Annotated in this window: 21 protein-coding genes; 10 read left to right on the forward strand and 11 right to left on the reverse strand. The window is 67.5% G+C overall.

Annotated elements, in window-relative coordinates:
* Positions 1 to 544 precede the first annotated feature (544 nt).
* On the reverse strand, positions 545 to 1576 hold the full coding sequence (gene hrcA / locus QH196_RS12280) for a heat-inducible transcriptional repressor HrcA (protein WP_062976567.1): 1032 nt from the start codon (positions 1574 to 1576) through the stop codon (positions 545 to 547).
* 197 nt (positions 1577 to 1773) lie between these two features.
* On the opposite strand from hrcA, the gene QH196_RS12285 reads away from it, so the two are divergent.
* The 4 genes from QH196_RS12285 (at position 1774) to QH196_RS12300 (ending at position 4215) form a co-directional block, all read left to right on the forward strand.
* Positions 1774 to 2499 (forward strand): YbaB/EbfC family nucleoid-associated protein, encoded by a 726-nt coding sequence (locus QH196_RS12285; protein WP_280415901.1) that lies wholly within the window; start codon positions 1774 to 1776, stop codon positions 2497 to 2499.
* Between the two features lie 10 nt (positions 2500 to 2509).
* Positions 2510 to 2860 carry a type VII secretion target gene (locus QH196_RS12290; protein WP_280415902.1) on the forward strand — a complete coding sequence of 117 codons (351 nt, stop codon included), beginning with the start codon at positions 2510 to 2512 and terminating at the stop codon, positions 2858 to 2860.
* Entirely contained in the window at positions 2861 to 3745 is an 885-nt protein-coding gene (locus QH196_RS12295; protein WP_280415903.1) for a WXG100 family type VII secretion target, read from the forward strand. It begins immediately after the preceding gene.
* A gap of 146 nt (positions 3746 to 3891) precedes the next feature.
* Positions 3892 to 4215, forward strand: coding sequence for a hypothetical protein (locus QH196_RS12300; RefSeq protein ID WP_280415904.1), 324 nt, complete (start codon positions 3892 to 3894; stop codon positions 4213 to 4215).
* Between the two features lie 124 nt (positions 4216 to 4339).
* Here QH196_RS12300 and hemW read toward each other — a convergent pair whose 3' ends face one another.
* Together hemW and QH196_RS12310 are read right to left on the reverse strand one after the other, a co-directional pair.
* A complete protein-coding gene (hemW, locus tag QH196_RS12305) occupies positions 4340 to 5545 on the reverse strand; it encodes a radical SAM family heme chaperone HemW (protein ID WP_280415905.1) in 1206 nt (401 codons plus the stop codon).
* A 24-nt stretch (positions 5546 to 5569) separates the two neighbouring features.
* Complete coding sequence (locus tag QH196_RS12310; RefSeq protein WP_280415906.1) at positions 5570 to 5998, reverse strand: SgcJ/EcaC family oxidoreductase; 429 nt, start codon at positions 5996 to 5998, stop codon at positions 5570 to 5572.
* A 188-nt stretch (positions 5999 to 6186) separates the two neighbouring features.
* Here QH196_RS12310 and QH196_RS32530 point away from each other — a divergent pair, with 188 nt between their 5' ends.
* The 6 genes from QH196_RS32530 (at position 6187) to QH196_RS12335 (ending at position 11925) form a co-directional block, all read left to right on the forward strand.
* Complete coding sequence (locus tag QH196_RS32530) at positions 6187 to 6279, forward strand: Ms4527A family Cys-rich leader peptide (RefSeq protein ID WP_357054283.1); 93 nt, start codon at positions 6187 to 6189, stop codon at positions 6277 to 6279.
* Positions 6280 to 6413: 134 nt separating this feature from the next.
* Positions 6414 to 8162: a nitrite/sulfite reductase gene (locus tag QH196_RS12315; RefSeq protein ID WP_280415907.1), complete on the forward strand. Its 1749-nt coding sequence runs from the start codon at positions 6414 to 6416 to the stop codon at positions 8160 to 8162.
* Positions 8159 to 8923: a phosphoadenylyl-sulfate reductase gene (locus tag QH196_RS12320; RefSeq protein ID WP_432279480.1), complete on the forward strand. Its 765-nt coding sequence runs from the start codon at positions 8159 to 8161 to the stop codon at positions 8921 to 8923. The genes QH196_RS12315 and QH196_RS12320 overlap by 4 nt, the downstream gene beginning before the upstream one ends.
* On the forward strand, positions 8902 to 9849 hold the full coding sequence (gene cysD / locus QH196_RS12325) for a sulfate adenylyltransferase subunit CysD (RefSeq protein WP_280415909.1): 948 nt from the start codon (positions 8902 to 8904) through the stop codon (positions 9847 to 9849). The genes QH196_RS12320 and cysD overlap by 22 nt, the downstream gene beginning before the upstream one ends.
* A 1-nt stretch (position 9850) precedes the next feature.
* Positions 9851 to 11179 (forward strand): sulfate adenylyltransferase subunit 1, encoded by a 1329-nt coding sequence (locus tag QH196_RS12330; RefSeq protein WP_280415910.1) that lies wholly within the window; start codon positions 9851 to 9853, stop codon positions 11177 to 11179.
* Positions 11179 to 11925 carry a sirohydrochlorin chelatase gene (locus QH196_RS12335; RefSeq protein ID WP_280415911.1) on the forward strand — a complete coding sequence of 249 codons (747 nt, stop codon included), beginning with the start codon at positions 11179 to 11181 and terminating at the stop codon, positions 11923 to 11925. The genes QH196_RS12330 and QH196_RS12335 overlap by 1 nt, the downstream gene beginning before the upstream one ends.
* Before the next feature lie 43 nt (positions 11926 to 11968).
* Here QH196_RS12335 and QH196_RS12340 read toward each other — a convergent pair whose 3' ends face one another.
* From QH196_RS12340 to QH196_RS12375, 8 genes are all read right to left on the reverse strand, one after another.
* A complete protein-coding gene (locus QH196_RS12340) occupies positions 11969 to 12766 on the reverse strand; it encodes an HAD family hydrolase (RefSeq protein WP_280415912.1) in 798 nt (265 codons plus the stop codon).
* 135 nt (positions 12767 to 12901) lie between these two features.
* On the reverse strand, positions 12902 to 15088 hold the full coding sequence (locus tag QH196_RS12345) for an Hsp70 family protein (RefSeq protein ID WP_280415913.1): 2187 nt from the start codon (positions 15086 to 15088) through the stop codon (positions 12902 to 12904).
* Between the two features lie 413 nt (positions 15089 to 15501).
* Positions 15502 to 17091: an FAD-dependent oxidoreductase gene (locus QH196_RS12350; protein WP_280415914.1), complete on the reverse strand. Its 1590-nt coding sequence runs from the start codon at positions 17089 to 17091 to the stop codon at positions 15502 to 15504.
* 16 nt (positions 17092 to 17107) lie between these two features.
* Positions 17108 to 18127: an AurF N-oxygenase family protein gene (locus QH196_RS12355; RefSeq protein WP_432278155.1), complete on the reverse strand. Its 1020-nt coding sequence runs from the start codon at positions 18125 to 18127 to the stop codon at positions 17108 to 17110.
* 253 nt (positions 18128 to 18380) lie between these two features.
* Entirely contained in the window at positions 18381 to 19376 is a 996-nt protein-coding gene (locus QH196_RS12360) for a sulfate/molybdate ABC transporter ATP-binding protein (RefSeq protein WP_280415916.1), read from the reverse strand.
* Positions 19377 to 19398: 22 nt separating this feature from the next.
* Positions 19399 to 20205, reverse strand: a complete 807-nt coding sequence (gene cysW, locus QH196_RS12365; protein ID WP_280415917.1) for a sulfate ABC transporter permease subunit CysW — start codon at positions 20203 to 20205, stop codon at positions 19399 to 19401.
* Positions 20202 to 21014 carry a sulfate ABC transporter permease subunit CysT gene (gene cysT / locus QH196_RS12370; RefSeq protein ID WP_280415918.1) on the reverse strand — a complete coding sequence of 271 codons (813 nt, stop codon included), beginning with the start codon at positions 21012 to 21014 and terminating at the stop codon, positions 20202 to 20204. Before cysT ends, cysW begins: the two co-directional genes overlap by 4 nt.
* Before the next feature lie 99 nt (positions 21015 to 21113).
* Entirely contained in the window at positions 21114 to 22100 is a 987-nt protein-coding gene (locus QH196_RS12375) for a sulfate ABC transporter substrate-binding protein (protein WP_432279481.1), read from the reverse strand.
* Between the last annotated feature and the right edge of the window lie 60 nt (positions 22101 to 22160).

A 22160-nucleotide genomic window follows, 5' to 3' on the forward strand; every position in this document is an offset into this window, starting at 1 on the left:
TGGTGTGCCCGCCGATCTCGATATCGTCGAGTGCGACGCGGCGCTGCCGAGTTCAGCGAGGCCCTGAAAGGTTTGGGCCCGTCCCAGCAGTGCGGGGTCGAGGCGAAGCGGCGCCGCCCCGCGTGTCGAGTGGGGGCCGCCCGGCCCACCGGGGGGCCCAACCCCCCCCCCCCCCGGGCGGCCCCCCCCCCCCCCGCGCGGCGGCGCCGCCCCCCACCCCCCCCGCCCTGCGGGCACGGGCCCAAACCTTTCAGGGCCTCGCTGAACTCGGCAGCGCCGCCGGTTGCGTCAGGGTTCGCATGGTCCGCGCCAAGGCTCGCGCGGTCAGGCGCCCCCTGGTTACGTTGGGATTCGTATGATCAGCGCCAGGCCTCGCGCGGCTGGGCACCGTCCGTGGTCAGGTCGAGGTTCGTATGGTCCGCGCCTGACCTCGCGCGGCGGGGCGGCGTCCGTGGTTACGTTGGGGTTCGCATGATCAGCGCCAGGCCTCGGGCGGCGGGGCCTGGCGTCCGTGGTTTCGCCGGCTCCGGGTCGATCTCTACTCTCAGCGTTCGGCGAGGACTTCGCCGATGTAGCGGGCTACGGCCGCTACGGAGGCGATTGTTCCCGGGTAATCCATCCGGGTGGGGCCGAGCACACCCATACCGCCCAGGACCGCGCCCGCGGCGCCGTAGCCGGTGGTGACGACCGAGGTGCCGCGCATCTCCTCGACCTGGGTTTCCTCACCGATCCGCACCGTCACCGTCCCGGGCTGCTGGGCGGCGGCCAGCAGTTTGAGGACCACGACCTGCTCCTCGAGCGCTTCCAGCACGGTGCGCAGGGAACCGTGCAGGCCGAAATCGCCGGCGTTGCGGGTGAGGTTGGCGGTACCGCCGAGCACGAGGCGCTCTTCGGGATGCTCGACCAGGGTTTCCACGAGCACCGTGGACACCTTGATCAGCACATCCCGCAGCTGCGGCGGCGCCTGCTCCGGCAGTTCGGCGACGGCGGCGGAGGCGGCGGCCAGGCGTTTACCGTCCATGGCCGCACCCAGCATGCCGCGCAGCGCGGCCAGATCCTCGTCGTCGACGACGGTGCCGAGCTCCACGATGCGCTGATCGACCCGGCCGGTATCGGTGATCACCACCAGCAGCAACCGCGCGGGATTGAGCGCCACCACCTCGAGGTGGCGCACCGTCGACGCGGAGACCGTCGGATACTGGACGACAGCAACCTGACGGGTGAGCTGGGCCAGCAGCCGGACCCCGCGGCGCAGCACATCGTCGAGGTCGACCCCCGATTCCAGGAACTGCATGATGGCCTTGCGTTCGGCGGCCGAGAGCGGTTTCACATCGGCGATACGGTCCACGAACTGCCGATAGCCCTTGTCGGTGGGAATCCGGCCCGAACTGGTGTGCGGCTGGGCGATATATCCCTCGGCCTCCAGAACGGCCATATCGTTGCGGACGGTCGCACTGGAAACACCCAGGTTGTGCCGGTCCACCAGGGTCTTCGAGCCGATGGGCTCCTTGGTGGCGACGTAGTCGGCGACAATCGCCCGCAGGACCTCGAAGCGCCGATCCTCGGTGCTCGACATCGACCCCACCTCCTCGCTGTGCTGTACGCCGTCGTGACCGACCGGCGGCGCACCGACTTCTTCCGAACCCAGCTCGGACACCCGGGCTCACCCCCAGTCTAAGTCCGCAGCGGTCCTCCACCCGGGCACAGCCGCCGAAAGACCGTGCTAACGTCCCCCCTGAACACAGCAGAATCCAGTACCCAGGGGGGATTTCGGTGTCGGACGACCCATTGGCGACAGCCGCCGGCCTGGCCCAATGGGCCGAGCAGATGCAGCAGAAGGCCCAGCGGTTCCAAGTACTCCAGGGCCGGCTCGCGCAACTGTCGGTGACCGAGACCTCCGGCGACAACAGTGTCCGGGTCACCGTCGACAGCAACGGAGTGCCGACCGATATCCGATTCACCGACGGGATCCGGCGCAGAAGCCCGGCCGCGCTGTCCACCGAGGTGATGGCCTGTCTGTCGCGTGCCCGTGCCGCACTGGGCCGCGAAGTGACCGCGGCGGTCCACGAGGTGGTCGGCGACGACCCGATCGGCGCGACCGTCATCGAGCAGTTCGCCGGCCGTCTCGCGGGCCCCGCGACCGCCCCGGGACTGCCCCACCCGGCACCATCGGTTTCGCAGAGCACGCCGCCGCGGCCCGGGCCCGGGGCGCCGGCACCGATATGGTCGGACCAGCCGAATCCGACCCCCTCCTGGAATCGGCCGGCACAACCGGACCCTATCTGGAACGAACCGCAGTCGAACCCGTCGGTGGCACCGGGCCCGGCACCTGCCCGTCCCGAGCCCACCTACCCCGCACCGGCACCCCCGCCACCCACACCGCCCGCTCCGGGCCGCAACCAACCTCCTCCTCCGCCTCCCGCGACTCCGACATCGCTGATTCCCGATGTCGAGGACGAAGAAGGCGAGTACTACCGGAACAAGTCCTGGTTGGTCTGAGGCAGCGACGATGACGAACGAAGCAGCGCCCCCCTTGCAGGTCGACCCGGAAAGCCTGCGCAAGCATGCGACCAGCGTGCAGAGCCTGATGGCGCGAACGACCGCCGCCCTCGAGGCGGCAAGCTATATCGCCGCCGCCGATGACGCCTACGGTGCCATCCCGCGTCCGATCGTCGATTGGATTCTTTCCGATAATCACGCCTCGACCGTGGCAGCGATCCGCAAGGTGGCCGAGAAGGCCGCCGGGGTTCCCGGGAAGTTGAACGCAGACGCGGACTCGTTCGAGGGCACCGACGGCACCTTCGCGCAAACACTCGAGGGGTTGCAGACAGCGATCGAGGAATCTAAGGGGGGATTCTAGATGGCCACCGAAATCGGGGAATGGCTGAACGAACACACGCCGGGGTTCGACGACGAAGCGCCCCCGGAGGGCAACGAACTGATCGTCGACGGTACCGACTACCGCGAAGAATATTTCCAGGAAGACGCCTTCCTCCACCACAACGTCGGTTTGGCCGGCGAGGAAGGGCCCTGGGGAATTCTCGAGGGCACCATCGCCTACGACGCGTGGAAGGTCGTCTCGGATTTCAACAAGGACGCCTATCTGGACTCCGCGCTCGGCGCGATCGGGGTCGGCGCAACGGCTGTCGAAATCGGCAGCGACCCACTCGCTTTCGTCGGCACCCAGATCGCTTCGTGGATGCTCGAACATGTCGAACCGCTGCGCAAGGCATTCGATTCGCTCATGGGCAACCCGGATATGGTCGAAGCGTACGCGGGCACGTGGACGGAGATCGCGAAAGAACTCACGGCGATCCGTGGCGACTGGCAGTCCGCTGTCGACGGCGAAATCGCGACCTGGTCGGGGCAGACCGCGATCGCGTACCGCAATTACGCGACCACCCTGCTCGATCAGATCGGTGCGGCGGGCGGTGCGGCTGCCACGCTGGCGACCATGATGGAGAAGACCGCGAAAATCGTCGATGCGGTGCGAACCATGGTGCAGACCATCCTTACCGCTCTGTACGGCGCGCTCTTCAGCTGGACCATCGAGCTGGCGCTCTCCGGCGGCACGGCCGCACCGGTGGTGGCCGCTCAGGCGACCACCCGCATCGCCGCGGAGACCGTGAAAGTCTCCACGTTGATCACCAAGATGCTCGACGTCCTGAAGGATATGGGCCCCTACAAGGAGGCCCTCGCCTCTGTTCTCGAGACTTTGCTCGCGCCCGAAGGGGCCCCCGCGTAACGCCCGGATACAGGAAGCTCATGGACAACCCTGCAGACCGGCACCGGCCACCGCTTGCCCCATCGCCGGGGCAGCCCACGGCACACCCCTTTCCTGGGGCGCCGGCACCCCGCCCGGTCACGCCCGGACAGCCCTATCACGGCACCATGCTGCCGCCCGATTTCATCCTGCCGTACCGTCATGACCCGGAAACGCCTATGCCCGAGTATGTTCCGGAACCGGGCGAAACGGGCATCGTCGTCGACGCATCGTTCTGCCGGTGGACGTTCCTGCCGTACGCGTATCTGGCCTGCAAACCGCGGATCACGGTGAACGGGCAGCGAGTCCCGGACACATCGTGGGGCGTGAATTTCATTCCCGTCGCACCCGGACTCCATCACGTCCGGGTCAGCACCTACCCGTCGGCGTGGGCGCAAATGCGCCTCCGCAGCCGCGGGAACATTTTCCCGGTCGCCGTTTCTACCTGGTGATCCAAGGCATTATCGGTGTGCTGTTCGCCGTCATCGCAGGAGGAATTCTGTACTCGACGCTCTTCGGATAACCGCCTCGACCGCCGTCCGGCGACCAGCGCACCGAGTGGGGACGCGCGAGCACTCAGCCGAGCAGCTGCAGGACCACGCCGTCTGCCAGTAGGCGGCCACGATCGGTCAGGACCACGCGGTCGCCACGTATCGACGCCAGACCGTCTGCCGCGACCTTTCGTGCGGCGCGTACGCCGGAGGAATCGAGATCGGACAGCGGCAGGCCGGTGCGCAGGCGTAGGGCGAGCATGACCCGCTCCAAGTAGCGGTCCTCGGTCGTGGGAGCTTCCCAGCCTGCGGCGGGCAGGCCGCCGTTCGCGGTGCGGTCGGCGTAGCGGGCCGGGTGCTTGATATTCCACCAGCGGACTCCCCCGACATGGCTGTGCGCGCCGGGGCCCGCGCCCAGCCAGTCGCCGCCGTCCCAGTAGCCGAGGTTGTGGCGGCAGCGGGCGGCGTCGCCGGCCGCCCAGTTCGAGACCTCGTACCAGGTGAGACCGGCGGCGGCGAGGCGGGCGTCGATACGTTCGTAGCGGGCGGCGAGGACGTCGTCGTCGGGTGCGGGGAGTTCGCCGCGGCGTACCCGGCGGGCCAGTGCGGTGCCGTCTTCGACGATGAGCGAATACGCCGACACGTGGTCCACCCCCGCCTCCAGTACGGCGTCCAGGCTGGCGTCGAGATCGCTGTCGCGTTCACCGGGGGTGCCGTAGATCAGGTCGAGATTGACGTGGTCGAACCCGGCGGCCCGGGCTTCCCTCGCTGCGGCCACCGCGCGGCCGGGGGTGTGCGTGCGGTCCAGTACCGCCAGGACATGTGATGCCGCCGACTGCATCCCCAGCGAGACGCGAGTGAACCCGGCTGCCCGGATGCGTTCGAAGAATTCGGGGGAGGTGGATTCCGGATTGGATTCGGTGGTCACCTCGGCGTCCGGGGCCAGGTCGAATTCGGACCGGACCGCGTCGAGCACGCCGGCCAGCCCGTCGGCGCCGAGCAGCGACGGTGTGCCGCCGCCGACGAACACGGTTGCGACCGGCGGGGTGGTGCTGGGGAGCTCCGCGAACTGCCCGGCCGCGGCCGCGAGTTCCCGGCGCAGCGCGGCCGACCAGGATTCCGGGGAGGCGGAGGTGCCCAGTTCACCGGCGGTGTAGGTGTTGAAATCGCAGTATCCGCAGCGGGTCGCGCAGAACGGCACGTGGACGTAGATGCCGAACGGCCCGCCCCCGAAATCGCGCAGCACCGGAACGGTATCGCTGTGCGGGGTCGCGGTGGCGGGCGAAGTCATCGTTCCAGTGTGCCGGGCCGCGGCTCAGCCTGCGATAACCGGGGTGTTCTGGTTGGCGGTGAGCATCCAGCGCCCGTTCTCCTTGGTCATCACGTACAGCGGGGCACCTTCGCTGTCCAGGTCGCCGGCGGAGGTGTAATAGCGCTGCCGCACCTTGACCGCCGCCACATCGGGCCGGAGGAACAAGATGTGCTCGACCTCGTAGGTGGCCCGGCCGTGCGCGGTGGCCCCCGGCAGCACCTGTGCCGTGAACTCCGCGATCGCGGGCTGCCCGTACAGCCGTTTGCCGTGTCCGGTCGTCCACAGGGCGTCCGCACGGAACAACGCGGCGAACCGGTCGACGTCCTCGTTGGCCTGCGCCTGCGCGACGGCGTCGACCACAACATGGATCGCTGCGATCTCGGCATCGGCATCGGCCGGTGCGTAGGCGTCCCCGTCTGTTTCGGTACTCATACCGTCAGCCTGCAACCTCGAGTTATCTCGAGGTCAAGCCTTCCTTTCCCGCCGGGTCCCGAACCCCGTCAAGCAAATATGACGACCGTCACATATAACCGCCCGGAACCAGGCGATTTCCCGGGAGTGCACGGGAAATACTGGTAGGGCGGTCGGAATGCGCGTCGCGGCATGGCACAATGGGTCGCATGCGCGCATCCGGAGTTCGACTTGTGGCCCGTCGCCACGTCGACTACAAGCGCGTCTGCAGCGCCTGTTGTCTGCCCGGTTCCGCCCGGTAGCTCAGCTGCGCCCACTCCCGGTTTTCCGGTGATCTTCCCCGATTCGAGGATTTCGGCCCGCTGATACCGCGGGTGCGAGTCAGCCTCTCGCGCCCTCAGCACGGACCCAAGCCATACCCAGCAGGAGCGACTTCATGACGTCGAGCACCGACGCCGCCACCCCCGCGAAGGCCGAGACCCCGGTAAAGGGCGAAACCCCCGCACGCCCCGGCCGCGCCCGCACCGGTAAACCGGTGCGCCGCCGCGCCGAGGGCCAGTGGGCGCTCGGTTATCGGGAACCGCTCAACCCGAACGAGCAGTCCAAGAAGGACGACAACCCGCTCAACGTCCGGTCCCGGATCGAGAACATCTACGCCAAGAACGGGTTCGACAGTATCGACAAGGGCGATCTGCGCGGACGTTTCCGCTGGTGGGGCCTGTACACCCAGCGCGAGCAGGGTTACGACGGCACCTGGACCGGCGACGAGAACATCGATGTGCTCGAAGCCCGGTACTTCATGATGCGGATCCGCTGCGACGGCGGCGCGCTGAATGTCGCGCAGCTGCGCACCCTCGGCGAGATCTCCACCGAGTTCGGCCGCGATACCGCCGACATCTCCGACCGGGAGAACGTCCAGTACCACTGGATCGAGATCGAGAACGTCCCCGAGATCTGGCGGCGGATCGAATCCGTCGGCCTGCAGACCACCGAGGCGTGCGGTGACTGCCCCCGCGTCGTGCTCGGTTCTCCGCTGGCGGGCGAATCGCTGGACGAGGTCATCGACCCCACGCCGGCGATCGAGGAGATCGTTCGCCGCTACATCGGCAAGCCGGAGTACTCCAACCTGCCGCGTAAGTTCAAAACCGCGATCTCCGGTCTGCAGGACGTGGTGCACGAGATCAACGACGTCGCGTTCGTCGGCGTGAACCACCCCGAGCACGGACCCGGCCTGGACCTGTGGGTCGGCGGCGGGCTGTCCACCAATCCGATGCTGGCCCAGCGGGTCGGCGCCTGGGTGCCGCTGGACGAGGTGCCCGAGGTGTGGGAGGGCGTTGTCAGTCTGTTCCGCGATTACGGCTACCGCCGGTTGCGGACCAAGGCGCGGCTGAAGTTCCTGATCAAGGACTGGGGTATCGAGAAGTTCCGGCAGGTGCTCGAGGACGAGTACCTGAAGCGCAAGCTGATCGACGGCCCGGCGCCCGAGCAGCCCAGCCGCCCGATCGACCATGTCGGCGTGCAGAAGCTGCGCAACGGCCTCAATGCCGTGGGCTTCTCCCCCATCGCCGGCCGCGTATCCGGCACGATTCTCACGAAGGTCGCCGAGGCAGTGGAACGCGCCGGTTCCGACCGGATTCGTTTCACTCCGTATCAGAAGATCGTCGTACTGGATATCGCCGACGACAAGGTCGAGCAGCTCATCGCCGAACTGGAACCGCTGGGCCTGCAGGCGCGGCCCTCGGTGTGGCGGCGCAATCTGCTGGCCTGCAGCGGTATCGAATTCTGCAAACTGTCCTTCGTCGAGACGCGCAAGCGGTCGCAGGTGCTGGCGCCCGAACTCGAACAGCGGCTCGCCGATATCAACGCCGAACTCGATGTGCCGATCACCATCAATATCAACGGTTGCCCGAACTCCTGCGGCCGGTCCCAGATCGCCGATATCGGGTTCAAGGGCCAGCTGGTGGACGACGGCGACGGGAATCAGGTCGAGGGCTACCAGGTTCATCTGGGTGGCAGCCTCGGCCTCGACAGCAGTTTCGGCCGCAAACTGCGCCAGCACAAGGTGACCAGCGCCGAACTCGGCGATTACATCGAGCGCGTGGTGCGCAACTTCGTCAAGCTCCGCGAGAACGGTGAACGGTTCGCGCAGTGGGCTGTTCGCGCCGAGGAAGCCGATCTGCGATGAAACCCGCAAGCGTGGTGACGGGAGAACCCACTGTGACAACCGAGCAGAAACAGTTGCCTGCCAAACTGGGCGCCGACGAACTCCGGGCACTGGCCGAACGCGGTGCCGCCGAACTCGGCCCGGACGCGACGGCCGCGGAGCTGCTGCGCTGGGCCGACGAGAACTTCGGTAGCGGCTATATCGTCGCGTCGAATATGCAGGACGGGGTGCTGGTGCAGCTGGCCGCCCAGGTACGGCCGGGTGTGGATGTGCTGTTCCTCGACACCGGCTATCACTTCGCCGAAACCATGGGCACCCGCGACGCCGTGGAAGCGGTATACGGCGTGAACGTGGTGAATGTGCGCCCCGAGCACACCGTCGACGAGCAGGACGCGCTGCTGGGCAAGGACCTGTTCGCCCGCGACGCCGGGGAATGCTGCCGGCTGCGCAAGGTGGTGCCGCTGCGTAATTCGCTGGCCCCGTACAACGCCTGGGTCACCGGTATCCGCCGGGTGGAGGCCCCCACCCGCGCGAACGCGCCGCTCATCTCCTTCGACGAGGGTTTCGGGCTGGTGAAGATCAACCCGATCGCGCCGTGGTCCGACGACGAGATGCAGGACTACATCGAAAAACATTCGATTCTCGTCAATCCCCTGGTGGAGGAGGGGTATCCGTCCATCGGCTGCGCTCCGTGCACACGGAAGCCGGAGCCGGGTTCCGATCCGCGAAGCGGCCGCTGGGCCGGGCTCGCCAAGACCGAATGTGGGTTGCACGCATCATGACCGACGTAATCACCGAACGCTCTGTCGGCCTCTCGGATTTCGACACCCTGGCCGCGCTGGAATCGGAAGCCATCCATATCTTCCGTGAGGTCGCGGGCGAATTCGAACGGCCGGTGATCCTGTTCTCCGGCGGTAAGGACTCCACCGTCCTGTTGCATCTGGCGCTGAAGGCCTTCTGGCCGGCGCCGCTGCCGTTCGCGCTGCTGCACGTGGACACCGGGCACAATCTGCCCGAGGTGCTCGAATTCCGCGACCATGTGGTCGAGAAGTACGGGCTGCGGCTGCATGTGGCTGCCGTGGAGGACTATCTCGCCGACGGCCGCCTCACCGAACGCGCCGACGGTATCCGTAACCCGCTACAGACCGTTCCGCTGCTGGATGCCATCAGCGAGAACCGGTTCGACGCGGTGTTCGGCGGCGGCCGGCGCGACGAGGAACGCTCTCGCGCCAAGGAGCGGATCTTCTCGCTGCGCAATGCCTTCGGGCAGTGGGATCCGAAACGGCAGCGGCCCGAACTGTGGAACCTGTACAACGGCCGGCACGCACCGGGCGAGCATGTGCGGGTGTTCCCGCTGTCGAACTGGACCGAACTCGATATCTGGCGCTATATCGCCCGCGAGAACGTGGAACTGGCCACCATCTACTACGCGCACGAACGGCCGGTGTACCAGCGCGACGGGATGTGGATGACCCCCGGCAGCTGGGGTGGTCCGCGTGAGGACGAGGTCCTGGAGACCCGTTCGGTCCGGTACCGCACCGTCGGCGACGGTTCCACCACCGGCGCCATCCTGTCCGACGCCGCCGATAACGAGGCCATCCTGGCCGAGGTCGCCGCCTCCCGGCTGACCGAACGCGGTGCGACCCGTGGCGACGACCGGGTCTCGGAAGCCGCCATGGAAGACCGTAAACGAGAGGGTTATTTCTGATATGTCCGACCTATTGAGGCTGGCCACCGCCGGTTCTGTCGACGACGGCAAGTCCACCCTGGTCGGACGTCTGCTCTACGACACCAAGTCCGTGCTCGCCGACCAGATCGATGCGGTGACCCGGGCGTCGGTGGACAAGGGTCTGTCCACTCCCGACCTCTCGCTGCTGGTGGACGGTCTGCGGGCCGAACGCGAACAGGGCATCACCATCGATGTCGCCTACCGGTATTTCGCGACACCGAAACGTTCGTTCGTCCTGGCCGACACCCCCGGGCACGTGCAGTACACCCGTAACACCGTGTCCGGCGCCTCCACCGCGCAGCTGGTGATCCTGCTGGTGGATGCCCGTAAAGGCGTGATCGAGCAGACCCGCCGCCACGCCGCGGTGCTGGCGCTGCTCGGGGTGCCGCGGCTGGTGCTGGCCGTGAACAAGATCGACCTCATCGGGGGCGACGAACCCAGCGAACAGGCCAAGCAGGCCGCGGCCGGTAAGGTTTTCGCCGAGATCTCCGCCGAGTTCTCCCATCTCACCCGCACCCTCGGCTGGGCCGAGGAGGATGTCCTGGAGATCCCGGTCTCCGCGCTGCGCGGCGACAATATCGCCACCCGCTCCGACCAGACCCCGTACTACAGCGGGCCGTCGCTGATCGAGCATCTCGAATCCGTGCCGGTGGACGCGGACAACTCCGGAACCCACGCGGTGGGCCTGCGGTTCCCGGTGCAGTACGTGATCCGGCCGCGCACCCCCGAATATCCCGACTACCGCGGATACGCGGGCCAGATCGCGGCGGGTTCGGTGGCGCCGGGCGACGAGGTGGTGGTGCTGCCCTCCGGTATCCGCACCACCGTGGAGCGGATCGACACCCCCGACGGGGAGCTCGCGGTCGCCCAGGCCGGGCGCAGTGTCACGCTGATCCTGGCCGACGAGGTCGATATCTCCCGCGGCGACACCATCGCCTCGCCCGGCGACGCCCCGGAACCGGTCGATACCTTCGACGCCACCGTGTGCTGGCTCGGCGACAAACCGCTGCGCCCCGGTGCACGGCTGCTGCTCAAACACGGCACCCGTACCACGCAGGCCATCGTGGGCACGCTCACCGAACGCTTCGATGAACAGCGTCTCAGCGCTGATCCGAACCCGGAATCGTTGTCCCTCAACGATATCGGCCGCATTTCGATACGCGTCGCCGAACCGATCGCGACCGACGACTATCGCACCAACCGGCACACCGGCAGCTTCCTGCTGATCGACCCCGCGGGTGGCAACACCCTCGCGGCCGGGCTGGTCGGGGATGTCCTCAGCGCGGTAGAGGTCGGAACCGAGGCCTGATGCCGGCACCCACGCTGGTCGCGGTGGCACACGGCAGCCGGGATCCCCGGTCTGCCGCCACCGTCACCGCGCTCATGGACGAGGTCCGCGCGGCGCGCCCCGATGTGCCCGCGCGCCTGGCGTTCCTGGACCTGAACGCGCCTTCGGTCGGGCAGGTCCTGGACGCGGTAGCCGGAACCGGGGAAACCCGGGCCGTCGTGGTCCCACTGCTACTCGGCAGCGCTTTCCACGCCCGGGTCGATCTCCCCGGGCTGCTGGCTGAGGCGGCGGCCCGCCATCCGCGGCTGCAGCTGACCCAGGCCGAAGTTCTCGGCGCCGATCCCCGCCTGATCGCGGTACTGGACAGCCGGGTTCGCGCGGCCTGCGCAGCCCACGGCTGGACCGCGCCGCACGATCGCGTGGGTATCGCCTTGGCTGCGGTCGGCTCGTCCTCCGCGGCCGCGAACCGCACCACCGCCGGCCTGGCCCGCCGGTTCGCCGCGCAGACCGGCTATCCGACGGAAGTATGCTTCGCCACCGCCCAGCCGTCACTTACCGGCGCGGTACAGCGGTTACGTGCGCGCGGCGCGGAAAACCTGCTGGTGGCTCCGTGGTTCTTGGCTCCCGGCCTGCTCACCGATCGCCTGGTCGCCGAGGACACCCGCCTGCCGCACGCCGCGGTCCTGGGCCCCGATCCCGCGCTCGCCGAGGTCGTGTGGAACCGCTACGATTCCGCGACCTCGCGACCTCTGCTCCTTTCGGCCTGACCGCTCCCCCGCGGGCGGTCCCTGCTGGCCTGCCGCCCGGTGTTCAGAACCAGCGTTCCAGGACGGCGGCGACTCCATCGGCTGTGACGTCGGCGGTCACTTCGTCGACGATTGCGTGCAGCTCGACGGGGGCGTTCGCCATGGCGACGGAATGCCCGGCCCAGGCGAACATTTCCCGGTCGTTGAATCCATCCCCGATGGCCAGCGTGGCTTCGCGCGGAATGTCCAGTGTGCGGCGCAACTGCTCCAGCGCCCACCCTTTGGACACTCCTTCGCGGGAGATGGTGAGCCAGGGGCCGAACTCACCGTAGACCCAGCTGATATCCGGAACGGCCAGGGTTTCCAGCAGACTGCGCATCTCGGCGACCGAGCCCTCGGGCCACCAGCAGTTCAACCGGGGTGTGGGCACACTGCACAGGGTGTGGTGGTCGACCACCAGGTATTCCCCGCCGGCGTAGTACTCACCGGGGCTCATTCCGGTCGCCCAGAAACCCGAACCCACCTGCTCCGCGGTGAAAATCATATCGGGGAACAGGTCCCGCAGCGCCGTTACCGCCGGCCGCGGATCGAAGGTGTGCACCGCGGTCGGCTCGGCCGCTTCGATATCGATATGCACCGCCCCGTTCGAGCAGATGGCATGCCCCCGCACGAGACCCAGTTCGGCGAGTACCGGCCGGGTGCTCACTACGGTCCGCCCGGTACTCACCACTACCTGCGCTCCGGCCGCCACCGCCGCACGAACCGTCGCGGCCACTCGATCGGTCACCGGCGCACCGGTTTTCAGCAGAGTGCCGTCCACATCCAATGCGATCAGCCGCGGTGGGCCCCCGTCTACATCCACCTTTCGATTCTCTCGCGGACCGGGTTGCCCGGCACCGGATTTTCCGGATCGCACCGAACCCGCCGGACGACCGGCCGAAGGATCAGCCGGTTTCCCGCAGTTCGACTATGGCGTCCGTAGTCCTGCTCTGCGCGGTCAGTTGTCGGAGCCGCCGCCCGAGGACTTCCCGCCCGAACCTTTGCTCCGGGAGGACCCGCCGTCGCTGCCGGAGGAACTGGAGCCGCCGGAATCGGAGCCCCGGGATTTCGAGCCCTTCGACGAATCGGAGCCACCGGAATCCGAATCACCGCCGCTCGAACGACCGCCGCCGAAACCACCGAACCCGCCTGAATCACTGTTCGAGCCGCCGGATGAATCGGATCCTCGGGAGGAGATCCCGCCCGGGCCGCTATCCGAGCCGCCGAAACCGCTCCCTCCGAATCCACCTGAGTCACCTGCGCCGGAGCCACCCGAACCGAAACCACCCGAGTTACCCGTGCCGAAACCACCCGAATTGCCTGACCCGAAACCACCCGAGTCACCCGTACCGTAACCACCCGAATCGCCCGTACCGTAACCACCGGAATTTCCCGTACCGAAGCCGCCGGGCCCACCCGTTCCGGAACCGTCCGAGTCGCCGCCACCGGATCCATCGTCCGCCGGCTCCGGCGCCGAGGTATCGCCCGAACCGCCCGGCGACGTCCATCCGCCGCCCGGCTCCGACCACTCGCTTCCGGGAGCTGACCAGTCGCCTCCCGGCGATTCCGCGCCACCGGACCAGTTCCCACCCGGTACCTCCGGCACTCCGGGGTTACCGATATCGGGAATTCCCGGCACCGGGCCCGCGCCGTTGTCCGAACCCTGCCCCGGCTCGTCGGTTTCCCCGCCGGGCAGTCCGCCGGGCGGATCGATAACGGGCGTATCCGGATCGGGGCCAGCGGGAAGTTCGATCCCGGGAGTCTCCGGTTCCGCGGAGTCCGGATCGGGCCGCGCCGGAAGATCTGGCGGATCGAACGGGATCGGGTTCTGGAATCGCGCCGGATCGTTGTAACGGGATTCGTTGTCGGCGTGCCGGTCACGGGGCGAGGTGTGCGAGTCGTTGCGGTCGCCATCGCGATCCGGTGCCGAATCCGCGGGCGCCGCCGCGGTTCCGGGCATCGGGGGCCCGTACGGTCGCGATACCCCCGCGGGAGTGATTCGCGGCCCGGCGTCCAACGGCGCGTAGGACACACTCCATCCGGCGCCGGAACGTTCCACCTGCGCTTCGCCGTGGATTTCGTACAGCACCGCACCCGGGGTCTGCAGCGGCATCCGGTCCCGGTCCGGCCCCACGGTATCGGCGGCGCCGTTGCCCAGGATGGTGGCCGCGGACATCGCGACCGCGGAGAATACGGCGGCACCGGAGAAGATCGGGGCGTGTTTGGCGCGGGACGAGCCGGCCAGCGGCACACTCTCCGCGGCCATGGCGGCGGCGCCGAGTGCCACGCATTGCGCCGAATCGGCGGCGATCGTCACCGGTAATCCCAGTTCGGCGAGGGTTTCGGCGACCTGCGGCGGCCTGGCCGCGCCACCCACCACCAGGATGCGGCCGATATCGGACAGTGCGACACCGGCCGAGCGCACCGCACCGCGCACCACCTCGAGCGAATCGCGGATATGTTCGCGGCGCAGGCCTTCGGGGTCGACGAAAGACATCAGCGATACGGTGCCGGTACCCGGTTCGGCCGGGCCGATCGCCCGGTCACCCGCGCAGCGGGCGATCATGGCGCCGAGCGGGCGGCCACCGAAATCGTAGGATCGCACCGGTTTTCCGACCACGGGATGATCCGGCCAGTCCATCCCGGTGCGCACCACCGCGACATCGAGACTGTTCCCACCCAGGTCGTAGACCAGAACGAATCCGGTATCCAGCGGGCCGTGTTCGGCATCGAGCCAATGCGCTGCGGCCACCGGTTCCGGTACCAGCTGGACATGGCCCACACCGGCGAGGTCGAGGCTCTGCCGGAGCAGGTCGAGTTGTTTGGCGCTGTATCCGGCCGGATGGGTGGCGACCACTCCGGCCGCCGGTTCGGCGGCGACCAGTCCCTGCACCACCGAGGCGAAAATGGTGGCCGGCGCCCAGATCCGGCCGTCGACGTACACCGATTCCGGGTCGCGGCCGAGGTCGGCGAATTCGCTTACGGCCGTGGAGAATCGGGTGATTCCGCCGAGCCGCGCGGTACCGCGGTTGTCGAATCCGACAGCCGTCCGCCGTGTCCGCACGATCGGCCGGGCGTCGTGCTCGGCGACCCGCGCCGAGACAACGTTCACCGTGCCGATACTGATACCCAGCCCAGAAGTCATTTGCCATCCCGTCAACGCACCGAGACCACGTCCTGCGAAAAAGCCATGGGCGCGGTCGTTTTCCAAACAGCGACCACAGGTTAGCTGCAATGGACCGAATAAATCGAATAATCGGCGATGAAAGATGAAGTTACGGAACAACTCCCCGAATACCGGCCGGAAAACAAACCGGCAGTTCAATTGTCCGCCACGCAGGAAATTAGCCCTGAACTGGCAATTTGCCAGAAATCCACAGGGACACACCACTGTCCGCCGGCAGGTCCGCAGGAAACCCCCACTGACACCCGGACGCGCGTCCAAGCCCCACTAGCCGCCGGTAACCGACCAATAGCTACCCGGACGGAATTCGCACCGCGCAAACAAAAACCGCCCGCCCGGTGCGATACCGGACGGGCGGAAGCTGCAGGATTGCCTCAGGTACGGGCGAACAAGCGTCGCACCGGTTTGGCGGTACGGGCCACCGCGCCTGCGGCGCGGACCTGCGGCCGGCGCTGCCGCAACAGCCGATCGAACGCCTCCGCGCCGCCCGCGGGCTCGGCCAGCCGGCCGGCGTTGAAATCGTCGGCCAGCTGCTGCACGGTTTCCTGGGCGCAGGATTTGTTGGTACCGATGAACCCGGTGGGGCCGCGCTTGATCCAGCCGGTCACATACACGCCCGGGAGCGCCTCGCCTTCCGGACCCGTCAGCACCCGCCCGGCCCGGTTCGGGATGATCGCGCGCTGTTCGTCGAACGGCAGACCGGATGTGGGTACGCCGCGGTAGCCGACCGAGGTGAGCACCAGCCCGGTCTCCAGGAGGTCGATATCGCCCGTGGCGACCGCACGGACCCGGCCGTCGTCGCCGGACACCAGCTCGGTCCGGTCCACTTCGATACCGGTCACCGCGTCGGGTCCGAGGATCCGGCTCGGCGCGCTCTGATAGCGGAAGACGATCCGGCGGCGCTGCCCGAACGGCCGATCGGCCACCTGGTGCAGCAATTTCAGCTTCTGCTCCACCTGGTACGGCAGGTCGCCGGTGAGCGGCGGCAGGTCACCCTCGACCGCGATATCCACATCGGCGCCCAGCAGTCCGACGAACTCCGGGACGGTGAAGGCCGATTCGGCCGGACCACGCCGGCCCAGCACCACGACCTCGCGCACTTCGCTGCGCCGCAATGCCTCGAGCGCGACCGGCGAGATATCGCTGCCGGCCAGTGCTTCCGGATCGGTGGTGAGGATCCGGGCCACGTCGAGCGCGACATTACCGTTGCCGACCACGACCACCCGCCGCTGGGACAGATCGAACTCGTCGTCGACATGATCGGGATGCCCGTTGTACCAGGCCACGAAATCGGTGGCCGAGACGTTTCCGGCCAGGCCTTCACCGGGGATGCCGAGCTTACGGTCGCTGGAGGCACCGACCGCGTACACGACTGCATGGTGGTAGGCCAGCAGTTCTTCGTGCGAGATATGTTTGCCGACCTCGATATCGAAGTATGACCCGAATCCGGGCTGCCGCGACATCACGTCGAACAGATCCGCGACCTTGCGGGTCTTCCCGTGATCCGGGGCCACGCCGTAGCGAGCCAGGCCGTAGGGGACCGGCAGCCGGTCGAATACGGTCACCCGCACATCGGGCTGGGTGAGCAGTTCGTCCGCGGCGTACATGGCCGAGGGCCCGGAGCCGACCACCGCGACCCGCAGCGGGCCGCGGCCGGCGGTATCGATCGGCGGCGCCGGAACCGGCTTGGCGAGGATCGGGCGGGGGCGCGACTGCCGGTAGAAGTCGGCGTTGATCTCGATGAACGGCTTCTGCTCGTCGGTGAGTTTCTTCGACGAGGTGATGGCATCCACCGGGCAGGCCGAGGCGCAGGCACCGCAGTCCACGCAGGCGGCCGGGTCGACGTAGAGCATCTCCGCGGTCCGGAAATCCGGTTCGTCCGGGGTCGGGTGGATGCAGTTGACCGGGCAGGCGTAGACGCAGGAGGCGTCGCTACAGCAGGACTGGGTGACGACGTAGGGCATCGAGTGGACCCGTCGTTCAGGCGGCGGCGCCGGATACGGCGCGCAGCGGTTCGGACCGGTACCGGGTGGTGTGCCCGGCGATGCCCAGCATCTTCCAGACCCGCTTGGCGACCGGGTTCATCAGGCCGATGTCGTGCGCCAGGGCGCGCACATCACCGAAGTAGTCGCTGAAGGTCTGCTTGGCCTCGGCGGAGCCGTAGAACAGCTCCTTGCGCACGCTCTTCGGGATATCGAATTCCTCGAAGAAGGTTTTGGGCGGGGTCGCGATGGCGCGGCCCAGGATCCACATGATCACCGGCATGGCCAGCGACAGGACGAACTTGTTGCGCCGCGAGGATTCCGGCACGTGCTGCTTGAGGAATTCGTGCGCGAACGAGATATGGCGGGCTTCCTCGGCCACATGGATGGCCATCACACCGCGCATGATCGGGTGCACTTCCTCGCCGGAGCGCAGGATGTCCTTCTGGATGTGGTCGATGGGTTCTTCGCCGGCCAGTACGGCCATGAAGAACAGGTTCGGGAAGGCGACCGCGACCGGTACCGCGAGGTGGCGCAGCTGGCGAACCAGCGGACCCATTCCGGGTACGTCGACGCCGATCCGGTTCACCATCTCCTGGAACATCAGGGTGTGGTTGTGCTCCTCGATCATTTCGTGGGAGCAGTAGCGGAATTCCGGGTCACCGTTGGGCAGCCCGAAGACGTGCTGCATCATGCCGCTGATCAGGATGGCCTCGAACTGCAGCCCGACCTTGGCGACATTGGCCTGGCGGTATTTGCCGAGTTCGATCTTCTGTTCCTGTGACAGCGCCTGGTACCAGGGGTGCCGGCCGAGGGTGTCGGCGGAAACGGGCAGGATCCAGCGTTCCGGCCGCGCGTTCACGTCGAAGTCCGGGTGATCCCAGTCGATATCTTCGAACGGGTCGAAATGCCGGTTGACCGAGCCTTCCGACAGCAGCAGCAGCTTTTCCGCATACTCCTGGGCCTGCGCGACCAGCTGGTCGTCGGAGACCGTGGTGGCTGAAGACGTCATCGTCATGCCTCTCGTCAATGATTCCGGCTTAACTGTTTCCCATAGTTACAGCTAAGCCGGGGTACGTCAACACGACGTTCGGCGCTCCGGGATCACAGTCGATACATTGAAGACATCACCGCAGCTCAAAGGGCGGAAAAGGGAATCTGTCAATGCTCGGAGAACTCCCACTCCCCGGGCGTCCGGGAACGTACTCCCCGTCCTTTACAGGAACTCGGGTCACAAGTACTTGCCGATTCGACGGACAGAGCGCACGGTCCTAGGCGACCGGCAGTTCCGGGATCCGGGTGGCGCGGGCGTAGACGGTCTCCCCCTCGGCCAGCCGCAGCGCCTCGGCATCACCGCGGGTCACCTGGGCGACGAACAGATCCCCGGTGGCGGCATTGCGCATCTCCACCCGGACCTCGAAGCCGAGCCGCACCACCCGTTCGATCGTCGCCCGAGTGACCCCCGCCGATTCCGCCGTCCCCTCGTAGGCGGCCAGCGCCATACTCGGATCCCGGCCGACCCGGATATCGTGCGGTCGTACCAGATGGCCGTTCAACCGCGCCACCGCACCGAGGAAGGTCATGACGAATTCGCTGGCCGGCCGGTCGTAGACATCTTCGGGACTGCCGACCTGTTCGATCCGGCCGGCGTTCATCACCGCGATCCGGTCTGCGACGTCGAGGGCTTCCTCCTGGTCGTGGGTCACCAGCACGGTGGTCACATGTACTTCTTCGTGCAGGCGCCGCAACCAGGTGCGCAGATCCGCGCGCACCTTCGCGTCCAGCGCACCGAACGGTTCGTCCAGCAGCAGGACCTGCGGGTCCACCGCCAGCGCGCGGGCCAGCGCCATCCGCTGGCGCTGGCCACCGGAGAGCTGCGCCGGATAGCGGTGCTGGAAACCGTCGAGCCCGACGATGCCCAGCAGTTCGTCCACGCGTGAGGCGATCTCGTTCTTGGGGCGTTTGCGAATGGTCAGGCCGAACGCCACATTGTCGCGGACCGTCATATGTTTGAACGCCGCGTAATGCTGGAAGACGAACCCGATATCGCGCTTCTGCGGCGGCACCCGGGTCACGTCACGACCGCCGATGGTCACCACGCCCGAATCGAGGTTCTCCAGCCCGGCGATCGACCGCAGCAGGGTCGATTTGCCGGAACCGGAGGGGCCGAGCAGAGCCGTCAGTTCCCCGGAGGGGATCTCCAGGCTGACATCGTCGAGGGCTGCGAAAGAACCGTAGTTCTTGCGCGCGTTGGTCACGGTGATCATGGGCGGCCTCCGGCGTGCACGGTCATGACACGTCCCGCTTACGTTCCAGGAGCGTCATCAACAGCAGGGTGATGAGTGCGAGACCCATCAGCAGAACTGCGGCGCAGTAGGCGCCGAAATCGTTGTGATCGTTGATATAGCGTTCGTGCACCAGCAAGGTGAGTGTCTGCGAGACACCGGGGAAACCGGACGACACCATGATCACCGCACCGAATTCGCCGAGCGCTCGGGCGACGGTCAGCACCACACCGTAGGTGAGGCCCCAGCGGATGGCGGGGACGGTGATACGCCAGAAGGTCTGCCAGCGGGAGGCGCCCAGGGTCGCGGCCGCCTGCTCCTGATCGTCACCGATCTCGTGCAGGACCGGTTCCACCTCCCGTACCACGAACGGCATGGTCACGAAGATGGTCGCCAGCACCATCCCGGGCAGCGCGAAGATCACCCGGAAACCCCATTCGGTGATCACCCCGAACCAGCCGCCCACACCCCACAGCATGATCAGCGCAACACCCACCACCACCGGTGAGACCGCGAACGGCAGGTCCACCAGACCCTGCAGCAGCCGCCGGCCCGGGAAGTTCCCGCGCACCAGGGCCAGCGCGATCACCACCCCGAGGACCACGTTCACGGGCACCACGATGACCAGGATGATCATGGACAGGTTGAAGGCGGAGATGGCGGCCGGCGTGCTGATCTGGTCGATGAACGCGCCGATACCGTGCTCGAACGCCCGGTACAGGATGATCCCCAGCGGCAGGACCAGCAACACGAACAGATAGCCGAGCGCCAGCACCCGCAGACTCACCCGGCTGGGTGTGGACAGTTTCATCGGGCCTCGCGTTCCTTCCGGGCCGTCCGCTCGGCGAACACCCGCAGCACCAGCAGTGCGATGAACGCGATCACCAGCAGCGCCACCGATACCGCCGCCGCGTTCACCGGCCGGTCGATTTCGATCTGCTGCTGGATGTACTGCGAGGCCACCTGGGTTTCGCGCGGGATATTGCCGCCGATCAGCACCACCGACCCGAATTCGCCGATCGCCCGGGCGAAGGCCAGCCCGCCACCGCTGATGATCGCGGGCGCCAGGGTGGGCAGCACGACCCGCCGGAACGTGGTCCAGTTGTCCGCACCCAGCGACAGCGCCGCCTGTTCGACCTCACGATCGGCCTCGATCAGCACCGGCTGCACCGAACGCACCACGAACGGCAGGGTGACGAAGGCCAGCGCGACCACAAGACCCGGCTGGGTGGCGTTCAGATGGATATCGATCGGGCTCTTGGGCCCGTACAGCGCGAGCAGCACGATACTGGCGACAATGGTCGGCAGCGCGAACGGCAGGTCGATCAACGCGTTGACGAACCCTTTGCCGGGGAAGTCGTCGCGCACCAGCACCCAGGCGATCAACGTGCCCATGACGACGTTGAGCAACGCCACCACGAGGGATACGAGCACCGTCACCCGCAGCGAGGCCAGCGCCAGCGGATCGGTGACGGCGCCCCAGAACCCCGACCAGCCGTCGTCGAAGGCGCTGAAGGTGAGCGCGGCCAGCGGTAGCAGCACGATCACGCTCAGCCAGAGCATGGCGGTGGCGATACCGAGCGGGCCCACCGAACCGGTGAACCGCAGCCAGGAGCCCAGCGGGCGGCGGGTGGGTTCGTCGCGCGCCGCGGCAGGCGCGGTGTCGGGGCTGTGTTCGGTCACGAGTATCGAGTATCGCGTGTGGTCCGGGTCACCCGGCTACTCGGTCGCGTTGTCGTAGACGATTGCGATGGCGCCGGAGTCGGGAGCGAACAGTTCGGCCTCCACCGTTTCCCACCCGCCGAGGTCGGCGATGGTGTAGAGCGTGGCCGGTTCCGGGAACTCCGCCGCGTACTCGGCGGCGACCCCGGGATCGACAGGCCGGAAGCCCGCCTCGGCCCACGCCCGCTGCGCGGCCGGTGTGTAGAGGAAATCCCGGAACGCCAGCGCCTTCTCCGGATGCTGCGCATGTTCGAGCACCGCGACCGGATTCTCGATCCGGAACGTGGAGTCCGGCACGATATGTTCCACCGGGTCACCGTGCCGTTCGGCGAAGATCGCCTCGTTCTCGTAGCTGATCAGCACATCGCCGGTGCCCTGCAAGAAGGTCTCGGTGGCCTCGCGGCCGGATTTCGGCTGCACCCGCACGTGGGTGAGCATCTGGTTCAGAAAATCGATCCCGGCCTGCCGATCGCGCCCCCCGTCACTGGCCGCGGCATAGGGCGCGAGCAGATTCCATTTCGCGGAACCGGAGCTGAACGGGTTGGGGGTGACCACCTCGACGTCCGGGCGCAGCAGATCGTCCCAGCCGCGGATGTTCTTGGGATTACCGGCCCGCACCACCAGGGTGACCACCGAACCGAACGGGACACCACGGGTGGCGTCGGCATTCCAGTCCGGGTCCACCAGCCCGGCGTCCACCAGCCGGGTGATATCGGGTTCGAGGGAGAAGCTCACGATATCGGCGGGGGCGCCGCGGGCGATCTTGCGGGATTGGTCGGCGGAGGCGCCGTAGGACTGGCGCACCTCCACCCCTTCGCCCGCCTCGGTCTCGTTGAACGCCGGCACGACCTCGTCGTAACCGGGTTTGGGGATCGCGTACGCGTACAGGTCGACCGTGCCACCACTGCCGTCGGCGCCCCCCCCGCCCGCCACAAAAAAGGTAACCCCCCCCCCCGCGCGCAACAGAAAGGGCAGCGCCCCCAGCGGGGGGAACAGCCCGCCGCGCCCCCCCCGGGCCCCCGGTAGCCCCAAAAAGGACCATTA

The sequence above is a fragment of the Nocardia carnea genome, from assembly GCF_029868325.1.
Lineage (GTDB): Bacteria > Actinomycetota > Actinomycetes > Mycobacteriales > Mycobacteriaceae > Nocardia > Nocardia carnea_C.

Coding starts and splice junctions, on each gene's coding strand:
- hrcA (WP_062976567.1), bottom strand. CDS start 1,576: ATGTCGAGCACCGAGGATCGGCGCTTCGAGGTCCTGCGGGCGATTGTC.
- QH196_RS12290 (WP_280415902.1), top strand. CDS start 2,510: ATGACGAACGAAGCAGCGCCCCCCTTGCAGGTCGACCCGGAAAGCCTG.
- QH196_RS12295 (WP_280415903.1), top strand. CDS start 2,861: ATGGCCACCGAAATCGGGGAATGGCTGAACGAACACACGCCGGGGTTC.
- QH196_RS12300 (WP_280415904.1), top strand. CDS start 3,892: ATGCTGCCGCCCGATTTCATCCTGCCGTACCGTCATGACCCGGAAACG.
- hemW (WP_280415905.1), bottom strand. CDS start 5,545: ATGACTTCGCCCGCCACCGCGACCCCGCACAGCGATACCGTTCCGGTG.
- QH196_RS12310 (WP_280415906.1), bottom strand. CDS start 5,998: ATGAGTACCGAAACAGACGGGGACGCCTACGCACCGGCCGATGCCGAT.
- QH196_RS32530 (WP_357054283.1), top strand. CDS start 6,187: ATGCGCGCATCCGGAGTTCGACTTGTGGCCCGTCGCCACGTCGACTAC.
- QH196_RS12315 (WP_280415907.1), top strand. CDS start 6,414: ATGACGTCGAGCACCGACGCCGCCACCCCCGCGAAGGCCGAGACCCCG.
- QH196_RS12320 (WP_432279480.1), top strand. CDS start 8,159: ATGAAACCCGCAAGCGTGGTGACGGGAGAACCCACTGTGACAACCGAG.
- cysD (WP_280415909.1), top strand. CDS start 8,902: ATGTGGGTTGCACGCATCATGACCGACGTAATCACCGAACGCTCTGTC.
- QH196_RS12330 (WP_280415910.1), top strand. CDS start 9,851: ATGTCCGACCTATTGAGGCTGGCCACCGCCGGTTCTGTCGACGACGGC.
- QH196_RS12335 (WP_280415911.1), top strand. CDS start 11,179: ATGCCGGCACCCACGCTGGTCGCGGTGGCACACGGCAGCCGGGATCCC.
- QH196_RS12345 (WP_280415913.1), bottom strand. CDS start 15,088: ATGACTTCTGGGCTGGGTATCAGTATCGGCACGGTGAACGTTGTCTCG.
- QH196_RS12350 (WP_280415914.1), bottom strand. CDS start 17,091: ATGCCCTACGTCGTCACCCAGTCCTGCTGTAGCGACGCCTCCTGCGTC.
- QH196_RS12355 (WP_432278155.1), bottom strand. CDS start 18,127: ATGACGATGACGTCTTCAGCCACCACGGTCTCCGACGACCAGCTGGTC.
- QH196_RS12360 (WP_280415916.1), bottom strand. CDS start 19,376: ATGATCACCGTGACCAACGCGCGCAAGAACTACGGTTCTTTCGCAGCC.
- cysW (WP_280415917.1), bottom strand. CDS start 20,205: ATGAAACTGTCCACACCCAGCCGGGTGAGTCTGCGGGTGCTGGCGCTC.